The organism is Nioella sp., from assembly GCF_965215655.1.
In the GTDB taxonomy this organism is placed as follows: domain Bacteria; phylum Pseudomonadota; class Alphaproteobacteria; order Rhodobacterales; family Rhodobacteraceae; genus Nioella.
In genome coordinates this window covers 3,166,229-3,179,144 of record NZ_OZ244111.1, presented here as the reverse complement: position 1 = coordinate 3,179,144, position 12,916 = coordinate 3,166,229, and the positions used below count along the sequence as shown (strand labels likewise).

The following is a 12,916-nucleotide window of genomic DNA, read 5'->3' as shown; positions in this document are numbered from 1 at the left end:
CGGCGGCGCAGAAGGATTTTCGGGAAAATCCTTCCGGATAGAAAAATCTTCGGGAAGATTTTTAGGGGCGGAAAATTCTTCTGGAAGAATTTTTGTCCGCCCCAAATCCGGTCACTGCAAATCAGAGAAGGCTTTCTGCAGGCGCTGTACGGCCTCCTCGATATTGGCGCGGGGGGTGGCGAGGATGAAGCGGTTCCAAAGTTCCGAACCGGTGCCAAACCACTTGCCCGGCGCGGGTGTGATTTGCGCCTGACCGTTCACACGCTGTGCGATCTCTTCCATCGTCATGCCGGTGCCTGAAAAATCGACCCACGGCAGGTAGGTGGCCTGGAGCGGCATCGACCAGACGCCGGGGATGGCGTTCACACCGGCATCGAAGATGCGGCGGTTTTCTTCGAGATAGTCCATCTGCGCCGAAACCCACGCGTTGCCTTCTGGCGAATAGGCCGCCTGAGAGGCGATGGCGCCAAGCGTCGTCGCGTCATAGTTCAGTGCGGTAAGCCGGTCGGCCATCTGCGCGCGCAGTTTGTCGTCCGGAATGATCATCTGCCCGACGCGCAAGCCGGCGAGGTTGAATGTCTTGGACGCGGCAAAGAGCGTGACGATCCGGTCGCGGTGTTCTGGCGCCGCGATATCCATCGGGACATGGGTGTTGCCGGCGTAGACAAGGTCGGCATGCACTTCGTCACAAACCAGGATCAGATCGTGGCGTGCAGCGAACTCTGCCACCTGACGCAATTCCTCGACGGTCCAGACCCGGCCGGAAGGGTTCTGGGGCGAGCAGAAGAGAAGGATTTTTGTCTTCGGTGTCAGGGCGGCTTCGGCGGCGTCCCAGTCCAGTTCATACCGGCCATCGACAAGCGCGAGCGGCAGTTCGACATGGTTGCGATGTGCCCTCTGCGATTTCAGCCGGAACTCGTGATAGACCGGGGTGAAGAAGGCGATGTCATCGCCCGGCTCGCTCCAGACATCGAGGCAGAGGGCAATCGCCATGCCGAGCCCCTGGGCCGTCAGCACCCAGTCGGGGTCAATCGACCAGTTGTGCCGCTCCTTCATCCACCAGCATACAGAATCGACATAACCCTTGCGGTCGAACCCGTAGTTGAAGATTCCTCTCTGGGCTTCTCGTGTCACCGCCTCGATCACACAGGGCGCACTGGGATAGTCGGAATCCGCAACATGCATGGCAATGCCATCGGGACCGACGCCAAAACTGCCCATACTGTCCCATTTGCCACTGAATGTGCCGATCATCGGGTGAAGCGTGTCGAAGGTCATGGAATCCTCTGGCGGTGATTTCAGCGCGCGAGGCTACTCAATCCGAGAGCGGGTGCAAGGGGGCGTTGCGACGCCGTGCATGATCGCTTATCTGGGGCACATGCTGAGACCGATCCTGATCCATCCCGACCCGCGACTGAAGAAACTGGCCGACCCCGTGGCGGACCTGTCGGATGAGCTGCGCGGGCTGGCGGACGACATGCTGGAAACCATGTATGACGCGCCGGGCATCGGCCTTGCCGCGCCGCAGATCGGTGTGTCGAAACGGCTGATCGTGTTGGACTGCGTCAAGGAGGAGGGCGAAGCACCGCGCCCCCTGGCGATGTTCAACCCCGAGATCGTGGCATCTTCGGACGAGACGAACGTTTACGAGGAAGGTTGCCTGTCGATCCCCGAGATCTATGCCGAAGTGACACGTCCCGCCGAGGTGGAGGTGCGCTGGATGAATCTTGACGGCAAGGAACAGCAGGAGGTGTTTACCGGCCTTTGGGCAACCTGCGTTCAGCATGAGATCGACCATTTGGACGGCAAGCTCTTCATCGACTATCTCAAGCCGCTGAAGCGGCAGATGATCACCCGCAAGATGGTCAAGCTCAAGCGGGAACGGGCACGGGAAAAGGCGTGAGCGTTCTGCCCATCCTGTGCTGGCCCGATGCGCGGCTGAAACAGGTCTGTGCGCCGGTGGCGGGGGATGTGTCGGCGCTGGCGGCCGATATGCTCGACACGATGTATGCCGCCAAGGGGCGCGGGCTAGCCGCGCCGCAGGTGGGGCATATGGTGCGGCTCTTCGTCATGGATACCGGTTGGAAAGAGGGTGCGCGTCGCCCGCAGGTGTTCGTGAACCCTGAGCTTGTGGTCAGCTATGACCGGTTCGAGAGCGGCGAAGAGGCCTGCCTGTCGATCCCCGGTGTTGCCGCGCGGGTGATGCGCCCGCCGGAGGTTCTGATCCGCTGGACGGATCTGGAGGGTGTGGGCCATGAGGCGCAGATGACCGGGTTTGATGCGCGCTGCGTGCAGCATGAGATGGACCATCTGAACGGTCTGGTGATATTCGACCGGCTGCCCCCCGAGCACCGCGCGCAGATGGAGAAAGACTATGCCCGTTAGACCTTTCGTGATGTGGCCGGACAAGCGGTTGCGCACCCCTGCCGAGCCGGTGGATGAGGTGACGGATGAGATCCGTGCGATCTGGGAAGATATGATCGAAACGATGGATGCGATGCCGGGTGTTGGGCTGGCGGCGCCGCAGATCGGGGTGATGCTGCGATTGGCGGTGGTCGATGCATCGAATGAGCGGGGCAAAGCGGTGCGCATGGCCAATCCGCAGATCCTGCATTCATCCATCGAGCTGCGCCCGCATGAGGAGGCGAGCCCGAACCTGCCCGGTTCCTATGCCAAGATCGAGCGGCCCCGTGCCGTGACTGTCAGCTATATGGACCATCACGGGATGACGGTGCGCAAGGATTTCGTGGGGTTGTGGGCGACCAGCGTTCAGCACCAGATCGACCACCTGAACGGCAGGATGTATTTCGACAATCTCAGCAAGGTGAAGCGCGACATGTTCCTGCGTAAGGCGAGGAAGCGGTGATGCGGGTCGGGCCGGAGGAGCGCAAATGAGGGTCGTGTTCATGGGCACGCCGGAGTTTTCGGTTCCGGTGTTGGAGGCCTTGGTCGTGGCGGGGCACGAGATTGCCGCCGTTTATTGCCAGCCACCACGTCCGGCGGGACGGGGCAAAAAGGAACGTCCGACGCCGGTCCATGCGCGGGCGGTGGAGTTGGGGCTGGAGGTGCGCCATCCGGTGTCTTTGAAGGGCGCGCAGGAGCAGGCGGATTTTGCCGCTCTGAATGCCGATGTGGCGGTTGTCGTCGCCTATGGGCTGCTGCTGCCGCAGGCGGTGCTGGATGCGCCCACCCATGGCTGCCTCAATATCCATGCCAGTCTGCTGCCGCGCTGGCGCGGGGCTGCGCCTATTCACCGGGCGATCATGGCGGGTGATAGTGAAACCGGTGTCTGCATCATGCAGATGGAGGCGGGGCTGGATACCGGGCCGGTGCTACTGCGCAAGGCGGTTGCGATCGGGGCGGAGGAGACGACGCAGGACCTGCATGACCGGCTGAGCGCGCTTGGGGCGGCGGCCATCGTGGAGGCTCTGGACCGGTTGCCCGAACTGGTGCCGGATGCACAGCCGGAGGCGGGCGTCACCTATGCCCACAAGATCGACAAGGCGGAGGCGCGGGTGGACTGGAGCCTGCCCGCGGACCAGATCGACCGGCAAATCCGGGGCCTGTCGCCTTTTCCCGGGGCCTGGACAACCTTACATGGTAAAAGGCTGAAACTGCTGCGCTGCCATGTGGCGGAAGGTTCGGGCCAGCCCGGCGAGGTGCTGCATGGGCTGACAATTGCCTGCGGTGAGGGGGCCATCGAGGTCACTGAAGCGCAGGTCGAAGGGCGTGGACGACAGGATGCGGAGACCTTCCTGCGCGGCACGGCGGTGGCGCCTGGCACGGTATTGGGAGAGTAAGGCAATGGTTCTGTTCACGTTCTTCGGGTCGATCTTCATCGCCGTGGTTGTCGCCATCCTGTTTGAAAGATGGGGCATCACCCGCAATGGCTATGCCATGTCGATCCTGATTGCTCTCGGGGCGGTCGTGGTGCTGTTCTTCCTGCGCTCGCTTTTCCATCTGCGCATCGGGTCTCCCGGACTGGACGCGATCATCGGGGCCTCGGCGGCGCTGATCCTGATCCCCGTAGGGGCCGCGCGGGGGCGCGGTCGCCGTAACCGCAGACGCTGAATTTCGGGGGCGCTGTCTTCCAATAGGGGCCGGGAGTGGCCATATTCATCCCATGGGTATTGTTCTTTACATGATCATCATCGGCGCGGCGGCGGGCTTTCTGGCCACGCGCATCATGGATGTGCGCACTGATGTGGTGACCACAATCGGCATCGGCATTCTGGGCGCGATCATCGGCGGGTTGGTGCTGCGCTTTCTGCTGACCGTGATGGGGATGCTGTCGGGCTTTGTCGGCGCGATCCTCGGCGCGCTTCTGCTGATCTGGATCTGGCAGACCTACGTTAAGCGCTGATCACATGCGCGGCGGGCGGGCCTTGTAGACGGGCAGGCGCCAGCCAAAGAGCAGCGAGCCCGCGCGCAGGGCGAAACAGGTGATCATGCAGGCCAGGATGGGCGCCAGCGGATGTGGCGTGAGGGCGGCGGCGACGAGCGCGGCCCCGGCCCCTGCGAAGGCTGCCGTGACGTAGAGTTCGCCCTGTTTGAGGACCAACGGCACCTCGTTGCAGACCACGTCGCGCATCAACCCGCCCAAGGTGCCGGTGGCGACCCCCATCACGATGACGATCCCTGCCGACTGGTCCAGCGCCTGCGCCACGCCCGCACCTGCGGCCACCGCGATGGCAAGGGCCAGCGCGTCGAGCCAGAGCAGCACCTTGTAGCGGCTTTCCAGAAGATGCGCGGTGAAGAAGACGATGAGCGCCGCGGTGCAGGCGATGGCCAGCGGCGTCGGGTCACCCACCCAGAAGACCGGGTTGCGGTCCAGAAGCAGGTCGCGCAGGGTGCCGCCGCCCACGGCTGTGAGGCAGGCGATGAAGAAGAAGCCAACGATATCGAGCTGTGCCCGACTGGCGACAAGTGCGCCGGAAAGGGCGAAGACAAGAACGGACGCGTAGTCGAGGAGCATCAGGGTCATCATGCGCGCCCTTTGACAGGTTTGATGCGCGTGGGGAAGGGGGAAGGCCGTTCGAACGGCCTTGATACGCGGCTTCGAAGCCGCATCCCTGCGCCCGGATCAGGCCTTCTTGAACGGGGCCATTCCGGCGCGGGCCAGCTCATCCGCGCGTTCGTTTTCCGGGTGGCCGGCATGGCCCTTGACCCATTCCCAGGTCACCCGGTGGCGGGCCTGCGCCGCGTCGAGTCTCTGCCACAGATCCACGTTTTTCACCGGCTTTTTGTTCGAGGTTTTCCAGCCGTTGCGCTTCCAGCCATGGATCCAGCCGGTGACGCCGTTTTTCACATAAGCCGAATCCGTCACGATGGTGATATCGGAGGCGCGTGTGAGGCTTTCCAGCGCGGTGATCGCGGCCAGAAGCTCCATCCGGTTGTTGGTGGTCTCGGCCTCGCCGCCGCTCAGCTCGCGTTCCTTGACGACGGTGTCGCCCTCCTTCGCCTGCAGCAGCGCCCCCCAGCCACCGGGGCCGGGATTGCCGGAGCAGGCTCCGTCGGTATAGGCGAAGAGATCAGGCATCAGAAGATCAGGTCCACGGCCAGCGCGTTCACCACCACGAGTGTCAGCAACACGCGCAGCCGCATCCACCATTGGGGCGCGAGGCCCCGTTTCCAGTAGTGCCGGTCCAGCGCCAGAAGGCCGAGGAAGCCCACGATCAGCGCCGCTGCCGCCCGGTCCGAGCCGCCGCCGGTCATGAAGAAGGCCCAAAGTGCGGGAAGCACCGACAGCGCGTAGCCCTGCCAGCCGCTGCCCTGCGCGGCGAAGCCCCACAGGACGCCCGACATGAAGGCGAGGATGATTGCGCCGTAGAACAGCTGCACATAGGGGCCGACGAAGCGTGGCCCCATCACTTCGGTTCCCCATTCGGCCAGGCCCGGCAGCACTACGGTCAGCGCCCCCCACAGAAAGGGGATCAGGCCAGCGAGGCCAAGCAGCAGGGCGGGACGGGGGATCGGGGTCATGGGCGAGGCTCCGGGGCAGTGGCGGTCCTTATCGCGGGCGGGGCCGGGAAGGGCAAGCCCTGCGGCTCAGCCCCTGTGCGCGGTCAGCAGGATGAAGCGGTCCACCGTGCCGGCCAGCCCCACGCCTTCCCCGGATGTAGAGCGGATATCGGCAAATCCAGCCTGTGCCAGCAGGTCGCGCAGTTCCGGTTCCTCGTAGTAGGCGTAGAAGCGGCCCAGCTTGTCGCGGTGTTCGCCCGTTCCCAGCTTCAGGCCCAGATAGAGCGTGCCGCCGGGTCTCAGCGCCCGATGGATGGCGGCGAGGTGGCGGGGGAAGTCCGTTTTCGGGGCGTGGAGCAAGGAAAAGCTGGCCCAGATGCCATCATAGGCCGCCGTTTCGGTCAGGTCGTCGAAACCGCCGAGCCTTGCGGCGACGCCCTTCTTCCGTGCGGCCTCGACAAATGCGGGGGTGGCGTCGATGGCGCTGACGATGAACCCCTCAGCGGCCATCCGGGCGGCATGCAACCCCGGCCCGCAGCCCAGATCGAGGATCGTGCCGCCCTTGGGCAGCATGGACAGGAAGCCGTCGAGCGCCTGCTTCTCGCCCTCGCTGAACTCAAGCGCGGCGTAGTCGGCGGCTTTCTTCGTGTAGGTGTCGAGGGTTTCCCGGTCTGCCATGTCAGGCCCTTTCCAGTGCCAGCCGCAGGCCGAGCCCGGCGAAAACGGCGGCGAAGCTGCGGCTCATCCAGCGCATCGCCCGCTCGCTGCCGAGAATGGCCTTGCGGGCGAAGGCGGCGAAGGTTCCGTAAAGCGCGAAGACAACGAAGGTCATCGCCATGAAGATACCGCCAAGCAACGCCATTTCGGCGGTGGCCGAGGCGGGATTGCCGGACAGGAAGGGCGGCAGCAGGGCGAGGAAGAAGATCGAGAGCTTGGGGTTGAGGATGTTGATCAGCGCGCCCCGCGTGGCGATGCGCGGGCCGTTCTCCACCGTCTGCGTGGCCTCGACCCTCAGCGCCCCGCCCTCGCGGAGCGCGCTATAGGCCAGCCACAGCAGGTAGGCCACGCCCGCCCATTTCACGATGTTGAAGATCAGCGCCGAGCTGTGCATCACCGCCGCCAGTCCGAGTGCTGCCGCCGCGATATGGGGCACGATCCCGAAGGTGCATCCAAGGGCCGCCCAAATGGCGGCGCTGCGACCTTGGCCAAGGCCAAGCGCCAGCGTGTAGACAACGCCGGTGCCGGGGGCGAGGACGACGACGAGGGCGGTCAGAAGGAACTGTGCGGAAATCATGAATGGGCCTTTCGGGTAAGGGTCTTGGCGTGTTGTGCGATGGCGATGGCTTCCCGCGAAGTGGCGTAAAGCTGACCATCGGGGGACACTTTGTAGGAACAGAAATACAGCCCCGGTTCGGGGGTAGGGGCGCCGCTGGCCACCGGGCGTCCCGTGGCATCGAGCGCGGCGGAATCGGGGCCGAGAAGCGGGCGCAGATCGACGGTGTAGCCGATGGCTGCGATGATCGTGTCGAAGGGGGCGGCGGTGCCATCTGAGAACCGGACCTCCGCCCCGTCCAGCCGCTCGATGCCGGGTTTCACCGCGATGCGACCCGCCTTGATCGCGCCGAGCGTGCCGGTGTCGATCAGCGGGATGCGGTCATCTTCATGCACCAGCGCGGCGGGCCCCTTGGCCATGGAGCGCAGGCCATAATCCTCGGGCTTCCCGACCGCCAAACGCAAGACGGGGGCGGTCAGCGCGTCCGCAACCTTGTATCCGAGCGCCTTGGTCATCAGCCCGAAGGAGGTGATGGGAATGCCAAAGAGCTGCTTGGGCAGGATATTGACCGGCCCACGCACGGACAGGGTGACATCCACCCCGGCATTGGCGAGATCAAGCGCGATGTCGCCGCCGGAATTGCCGAACCCCACGACCAGAACGCGCTGACCGGCGAAGGGGGCAGGGTTGCGGTAGCGGCTCGAATGCAGAATAGGGCCGTCGAATCTGCCCGGCCAGTCGGGGTGGCGGGGGGTGCCGTTGACGCCGGTGGCCATGACGACGATTTCTGCCGTTTCGGTGCCGCTGGAATGGGTGACCTGCCAGCCATCCCCTGTCTTTTCCACCTTCTCCACCGTGCATCCAAGGCGCGGGGACAGGCCGTGGTGGGTCGCGTAGGCCTCCAGATAGGCGATGACATCGGTGCGGCTCGGGAATTTGCCGACACCCCTGGGGTAGTCGAGGCCGGGCAGGGTGGAGCGCCCGCGCGCTGTGTGCAGATGCAGGCAGTCATAGTGGCTGTGCCAACTGCTGGCGATGGTATCGGCGCGGTCGAGGATCACCGGTGTGATCCCTTCGGTCTTCAGGCAGGCGGCAGCGGCCATCCCGGCGGGGCCTGCACCGATGATGACGGCCTTCATGACTGTCCCTCCCTGTCCTGTCGGCATCGCGGGGGGCCTTGAAGGGGCGGTTCACGCCGTTGCAAGGGACGGCCCGCTGCGAAAGATGCTGACATCGTTGGTGAAGATGTTGTCAGGGACCAGACGGATGAGGCGGCCCGACGGGTCCTCTATCTTCGCCACGTTGTCGATGAACCAGGGGTTCCACGCGGCCTCATCCGGGCCAAGGTAGCGCGCCAGAAGACGGCGGAAGAGCGCCGGGTCCATCGGGTTGATCGTGGCGTGGCCCCGTAATCCGAGATGGCGCAGGATGCCGCCTGCGTTGTCATATTGCACGATTTCCACGGCCACGCGGGGGTCGCGGGTGATGCGCCGGGCGGAGCTTGCGGTTTCGTCCGACAGCATGTGGAGCACGCCGTTTTCCCAGTGAAACCAGACCGGGGCATTCCGTGGCGCACCGTCCTCTGCCAGCGTGGCGAGATTGGCCATGAGCGGCAGGTGCAGGATATCCTCTGGGTCGAAGGGCGTGGGCATGGCTCAGGCCTGTTGCCGCAACACGCGCGGGACCTTGAATTCCACGTTCTCGACGGCGGTTTCCACCTGCTCCACAGTCACGTCATAGCGGGCGCGGAACGCGTCGATAACTTCTTCTACAAGAATCTCAGGGGCGGAGGCCCCGGCGGTGACGCCGACGGACCCGATCCCCTCCAGCGCGCGCCAGTCGATGTTTTCGGCCCGCTGGACAAGCTGGGAATAGGAACACCCCGCTTTCGCCCCGACCTCGACCAGCCTGCGGGAGTTGGAGGAATTGGGCGCCCCCACCACAAGGATCGCATCGGCCTTGGGCGCGATGACCTTGACTGCCGCCTGGCGGTTGGTGGTGGCGTAGCAGATGTCTTCCTTGTGGGGGCCGACAATGGACGGGAAGCGCGCCTGAAGGGCGGCGACGATGCCCGCGGTGTCATCGACCGACAGGGTGGTCTGGGTGATGAAGGCGAGCCTTTCGGGATCGCGCGGGGCAAGGCCCGCGACATCGGCCTCGGTTTCCACTAGCAGCACCTCGCCCTCGGGCAACTGGCCCATGGTGCCGATGGTCTCGGGGTGGCCGGCATGGCCGATCATGACCATCTGCAACCCGTTGGCGTGGTGGCGTTCGGCCTCGATATGTACCTTGCTGACCAGTGGACAGGTCGCATCGACATAGACCATCTGGCGGGCTTCCGCAGCCGCGGGCACGGATTTGGGCACGCCATGGGCCGAGAAGATTACCGGGCGGTCGTCGGGGCAATCCTCCAGCTCCTCCACGAAGATCGCGCCCTTGGCCCGCAGGTCATCGACCACGAATTTGTTATGCACGATCTCATGCCGGACATAGACCGGCGCGCCCCATTTCTCGATTGCCATTTCGACGATCTTGATCGCCCGGTCGACACCGGCGCAGAAGCCGCGCGGAGCGGCAAGATAGAGGGTGAGGGGCGGTTTGGTCATCGGTGGCTCCTTCGCTTGGGCCAACAGGTAAGGCTATGGGGCAGGCGCGTCCAGCCCACGCAAAGGTGACCGGGCAGGTGATTGCACCCGGCGGCGGGATCGTCCGTTATGGTCAGGCGTGACCATAGGAAAGGACCAACCCCATGCTGATGCCCCGCCAGAAGACCCCGGATTTGAGCCTGCCCACCACCGATGGCGTGGGGTTTACCCTGTCTGCCGAGACGAATGCGCGCGGGACCATTATCTGTTTCTATCGAGGTCTGCATTGCCCGCTCTGCGCGACCTATCTGACCGAACTGACCCGATTGCTGCCGGAGTTTGCAGAACGCGGCGTCGGCGCGGTGGCCGTCAGTTCCGACGGCGAAGACCGCGCCGGCGCGATGCAGGAGAAAGTGGGCGGCCACGGGCTGCGCTATGCTTATGATCTGCCGCTTGCCACAGCGCGTGACGATTGGGGGCTGTTCATCTCGACCTCTCGCGGTACGACCTCTATTGGCATCGAGGAACCGGCCCTGTTCGCGGAACCCGGCCTGTTCCTGATCAACCCGGATCAGACACTTTATTACATGTCGGTGCAGACTATGCCCTTTGTCCGTCCGCATTTCCGGGAATTGCTTGGCGCGGTGGATTTCGCCATCGCCAACAGCTATCCGGCGCGGGGGGAATATACCGGGGATCTGTGAGCGCATCCGGCCTACCCCTGGAACAGTGTTGTCAGCCGTGTCAGAGCGACCTTGGCGCGTGCGTCGATCTGGCCCGCTGATGGCGGCGGCATTGCCCCGGTGACCCGGCGCACCTGCCAGTCACCCACCAGAAGCGACAGGTAGGTTTCGGCGATATCGCCGGGGCTGCCCGCCAGTTGCCCGGCGGCGCAGGCGCGGTCCATGACGCCGATGATCCAGGGAAAGACCCGCTCTCGTCCGACCTTGCCGAGCGTCTGGCCAAGCGTTCCGGTCTTGTCAGCCGCAGCCGCCCGGTTCAGCGCGACGGCGCGCGGGCTGGTCAGCATCGTCAGAAGCGCCGGGCCGAGGCTGGAAAGCTCAAGGATCGGATCATCGGACCGGGTTTCTTCCATCACGGTTCGGACAATCTCCGTATTGCGGGTGATCAGCGCGGCAAACAGCCCGGTCTTGTCGCCATACCAGCGATAGAGCGTTTCGTTCGAGGCCTTGGCCTCTTTCGCCACAGCCAGCATCGACAACCCTTCGAAACCCTTGGCGTCGAGGACACGATAGGCAGCGTCTTCGATCTGCTTGGCCCGAGCTTCCCGTGCGTCTTCCCGCATGTCTTGTCCTTTGCTGTTGACGGATACCGTAATTCGAATTACGGATTGCGTCAATAACCGTAATTCAAAATACGCCAAGGAGATATCATGACCCAATCTTCCCGTTCCTCTCAGGCGGCGCTGGCCGTTCTGATCATTCTTCACCTGTTCATGCTGGCCACGCTTCTGGCCGGCGTTGCCCCGCATCCGCCGGCGCAGATACCGCTGTTCGGGCTGGCCCCGTTCTTTGCCGCAACCGTCTCGGCCCTTGCGGCGGCGATGATGACCGGTCCCGTGGAAAGCCGGGCCGGGCGGGGCCTGACGGTGCTGGCGATCCTGCTGTCGCTGGTCTCTTTCGGGCCGCACAAGGTGATCGACCCGGCCTTTCCGCTGATCTGGCCAGCGGTCGTGACCGCTTGGGCGGCCATTGGCGCACTTGTTGTGCGCATGATCGCCGCCCGAAGGGGCTAGCGCATCAAGCGGAGGGTTCCGCTCACGATCCGGTGACTTGACCTTCCAGCGGGGGAAGCCGCGAAATTGGCTTCACCAGACTGAAAGAAAAAGGACCAACCCCTTGAAACCTGTCACCCTTCTTGCTGCTGCCGCAGGCCTCGCCACCATGGCAGGGGCTGCGGTGTGGGCCAGCCATGACGACGGCCCCGGCCTGTTGCCCTTTGATCACCCGGACGCTGTGGCGCGCGGTGAAGCGATCTATGCCGAAACCTGTGCGAGCTGCCACGGGGCTGACCTGTCGGGGCAAGACGGCGTGGATTGGCGGGTGCGGGATGCGGACGGCTATCTGCCCGCCCCGCCCCATGACGAAACCGGCCACACCTGGCACCATCCCGACGAGGTGCTGATTGCCATCACCACCCACGGCACCGAGGCTCTGATTGGCGGTGATTACCGCAGCAACATGATGGGGTTCGGCGAGGTGCTGAGCGAACAGGAGATCCTCGATGTGCTGGCCTATATCAAAAGCACCTGGCCCGAACGAGTGATCGAAATCCATGATGGGATCAATGCGCAGGCGGGGGGCTAGGGGCTTTGTGACAGGGTCACAGAACGGGTGCGTCTGCCCGTGCTATACTTGCCCGACCGGAGAAGGAGCGCGCGTCAGATGACCGATAACAGAACCACCCATTGGGACAATCGCTATAGAGGGGCGGAGCCGGAAAACCTGAGCTGGTTCGAGGCTGCGCCCGCCCTGTCGCTAAGGCTGATCGGGCAGGCGGCGGGACCGGACGCGTCGGTGATCGACGTGGGTGGCGGGGCGTCGCGCATGCCCGATGCGCTGCTTGAGGCAGGCTACGAGGATATCACGGTGCTGGACCTCTCTGCCGAGGCGCTGGCTCGGTCGCGCGCGCGGCTTGGCGACAGGGCCGCGCCGGTGGATTGGCAGGTGGCTGATGTCACGCATTGGCAGCCCGCACGTCTCTATGACCTGTGGCATGACCGGGCGGTGTTCCATTTCTTGACCGATGCGGGCGACCGGGCCGCCTATGCGCGGGCCCTGAGTTCCGCCTTGGCGCCGGGGGGAACCGCGATCCTGATGAGTTTTGCCGATGACGGGCCGGAAAAATGCTCGGGCCTGCCGGTTAAACGCTATGCGCCCGAGGATCTGGTGGCGGAGATCGAGCGGCTGTTGCCAGGACAGTTCGACGTCAAGGAGACCGGCCGCTTTGCCCACACCACCCCAAGCGGGGCGGAGCAGCGGTTTCAGTACACCGTCTTTCAGAAGCGGGTCGGCACGGGCTGACCGCGTGCCAGACCCCGACAAAGAAAAAACCCCGGCGCGATGGCCGGGGTCTC

Annotated in this window: 20 protein-coding genes; 10 read left to right on the top strand and 10 right to left on the bottom strand. The window is 64.4% G+C overall.

Annotated features, from left to right (window positions below; all coding sequences use genetic code 11):
- Positions 1-111: 111 nt before the first annotated feature.
- On the bottom strand, positions 112-1,278 hold the full coding sequence (locus ACOOEX_RS15880; RefSeq protein ID WP_420395745.1) for a MalY/PatB family protein: 1,167 nt from the start codon (positions 1,276-1,278) through the stop codon (positions 112-114).
- 100 nt (positions 1,279-1,378) lie between these two features.
- On the opposite strand from ACOOEX_RS15880, the gene def (ACOOEX_RS15875) reads away from it, so the two are divergent.
- From def (ACOOEX_RS15875) to ACOOEX_RS15850, 6 genes are read left to right on the top strand one after another with little or no spacing between them, the layout of a single operon-like run.
- Positions 1,379-1,903: a peptide deformylase gene (gene def / locus ACOOEX_RS15875; RefSeq protein WP_420398384.1), complete on the top strand. Its 525-nt coding sequence runs from the start codon at positions 1,379-1,381 to the stop codon at positions 1,901-1,903.
- Positions 1,900-2,385, top strand: coding sequence for a peptide deformylase (gene def / locus ACOOEX_RS15870; protein ID WP_420395744.1), 486 nt, complete (start codon positions 1,900-1,902; stop codon positions 2,383-2,385). The genes def (ACOOEX_RS15875) and def (ACOOEX_RS15870) overlap by 4 nt, the downstream gene beginning before the upstream one ends.
- On the top strand, positions 2,375-2,866 hold the full coding sequence (gene def / locus ACOOEX_RS15865; RefSeq protein WP_420395743.1) for a peptide deformylase: 492 nt from the start codon (positions 2,375-2,377) through the stop codon (positions 2,864-2,866). The genes def (ACOOEX_RS15870) and def (ACOOEX_RS15865) overlap by 11 nt, the downstream gene beginning before the upstream one ends.
- 25 nt (positions 2,867-2,891) lie before the next feature.
- The gene (gene fmt, locus ACOOEX_RS15860; protein ID WP_420395742.1) at positions 2,892-3,800 is read left to right on the top strand and encodes a methionyl-tRNA formyltransferase; all 909 of its coding nucleotides are present in this window, start codon (positions 2,892-2,894) and stop codon (positions 3,798-3,800) included.
- A 4-nt stretch (positions 3,801-3,804) separates the two neighbouring features.
- Complete coding sequence (locus ACOOEX_RS15855) at positions 3,805-4,071, top strand: hypothetical protein (RefSeq protein ID WP_420395741.1); 267 nt, start codon at positions 3,805-3,807, stop codon at positions 4,069-4,071.
- 52 nt (positions 4,072-4,123) lie between these two features.
- Positions 4,124-4,363: a GlsB/YeaQ/YmgE family stress response membrane protein gene (locus ACOOEX_RS15850; protein ID WP_420395740.1), complete on the top strand. Its 240-nt coding sequence runs from the start codon at positions 4,124-4,126 to the stop codon at positions 4,361-4,363.
- On the opposite strand, the gene ACOOEX_RS15845 is transcribed toward ACOOEX_RS15850, so the two are convergent.
- From ACOOEX_RS15845 to ispH, 8 genes are all read right to left on the bottom strand, one after another.
- Positions 4,364-4,987 (bottom strand): trimeric intracellular cation channel family protein, encoded by a 624-nt coding sequence (locus tag ACOOEX_RS15845; RefSeq protein WP_420395739.1) that lies wholly within the window; start codon positions 4,985-4,987, stop codon positions 4,364-4,366. It abuts the gene before it with no gap.
- A 96-nt stretch (positions 4,988-5,083) separates the two neighbouring features.
- A complete protein-coding gene (gene rnhA / locus ACOOEX_RS15840; RefSeq protein WP_420395738.1) occupies positions 5,084-5,539 on the bottom strand; it encodes a ribonuclease HI in 456 nt (151 codons plus the stop codon).
- Positions 5,539-5,982 carry a DUF3429 domain-containing protein gene (locus tag ACOOEX_RS15835; protein ID WP_420395737.1) on the bottom strand — a complete coding sequence of 148 codons (444 nt, stop codon included), beginning with the start codon at positions 5,980-5,982 and terminating at the stop codon, positions 5,539-5,541. The genes rnhA and ACOOEX_RS15835 overlap by 1 nt, the downstream gene beginning before the upstream one ends.
- A gap of 66 nt (positions 5,983-6,048) precedes the next feature.
- A complete protein-coding gene (locus tag ACOOEX_RS15830; protein WP_420395736.1) occupies positions 6,049-6,639 on the bottom strand; it encodes a class I SAM-dependent DNA methyltransferase in 591 nt (196 codons plus the stop codon).
- Position 6,640: 1 nt separating this feature from the next.
- Complete coding sequence (locus ACOOEX_RS15825) at positions 6,641-7,255, bottom strand: LysE family translocator (RefSeq protein WP_420395735.1); 615 nt, start codon at positions 7,253-7,255, stop codon at positions 6,641-6,643.
- Positions 7,252-8,373 (bottom strand): flavin-containing monooxygenase, encoded by a 1,122-nt coding sequence (locus ACOOEX_RS15820; RefSeq protein ID WP_420395734.1) that lies wholly within the window; start codon positions 8,371-8,373, stop codon positions 7,252-7,254. The genes ACOOEX_RS15825 and ACOOEX_RS15820 overlap by 4 nt, the downstream gene beginning before the upstream one ends.
- A 51-nt stretch (positions 8,374-8,424) precedes the next feature.
- Positions 8,425-8,886 carry a pyridoxamine 5'-phosphate oxidase family protein gene (locus ACOOEX_RS15815; protein ID WP_420395733.1) on the bottom strand — a complete coding sequence of 154 codons (462 nt, stop codon included), beginning with the start codon at positions 8,884-8,886 and terminating at the stop codon, positions 8,425-8,427.
- Between the two features lie 3 nt (positions 8,887-8,889).
- Entirely contained in the window at positions 8,890-9,840 is a 951-nt protein-coding gene (gene ispH / locus ACOOEX_RS15810; protein WP_420395732.1) for a 4-hydroxy-3-methylbut-2-enyl diphosphate reductase, read from the bottom strand.
- Between the two features lie 143 nt (positions 9,841-9,983).
- Here ispH and ACOOEX_RS15805 point away from each other — a divergent pair, with 143 nt between their 5' ends.
- The gene (locus ACOOEX_RS15805; RefSeq protein WP_420395731.1) at positions 9,984-10,523 is read left to right on the top strand and encodes a peroxiredoxin-like family protein; all 540 of its coding nucleotides are present in this window, start codon (positions 9,984-9,986) and stop codon (positions 10,521-10,523) included.
- A gap of 11 nt (positions 10,524-10,534) precedes the next feature.
- On the opposite strand, the gene ACOOEX_RS15800 is transcribed toward ACOOEX_RS15805, so the two are convergent.
- A complete protein-coding gene (locus ACOOEX_RS15800; protein ID WP_420395730.1) occupies positions 10,535-11,125 on the bottom strand; it encodes a TetR/AcrR family transcriptional regulator in 591 nt (196 codons plus the stop codon).
- Positions 11,126-11,212: 87 nt separating this feature from the next.
- Here ACOOEX_RS15800 and ACOOEX_RS15795 point away from each other — a divergent pair, with 87 nt between their 5' ends.
- From ACOOEX_RS15795 to ACOOEX_RS15785, 3 genes are all read left to right on the top strand, one after another.
- On the top strand, positions 11,213-11,575 hold the full coding sequence (locus ACOOEX_RS15795; RefSeq protein WP_420395729.1) for a hypothetical protein: 363 nt from the start codon (positions 11,213-11,215) through the stop codon (positions 11,573-11,575).
- Between the two features lie 103 nt (positions 11,576-11,678).
- Positions 11,679-12,146 carry a c-type cytochrome gene (locus ACOOEX_RS15790; protein WP_420395728.1) on the top strand — a complete coding sequence of 156 codons (468 nt, stop codon included), beginning with the start codon at positions 11,679-11,681 and terminating at the stop codon, positions 12,144-12,146.
- Between the two features lie 78 nt (positions 12,147-12,224).
- Positions 12,225-12,863 carry a class I SAM-dependent methyltransferase gene (locus ACOOEX_RS15785; RefSeq protein WP_420395727.1) on the top strand — a complete coding sequence of 213 codons (639 nt, stop codon included), beginning with the start codon at positions 12,225-12,227 and terminating at the stop codon, positions 12,861-12,863.
- Positions 12,864-12,916: the final 53 nt, after the last annotated feature.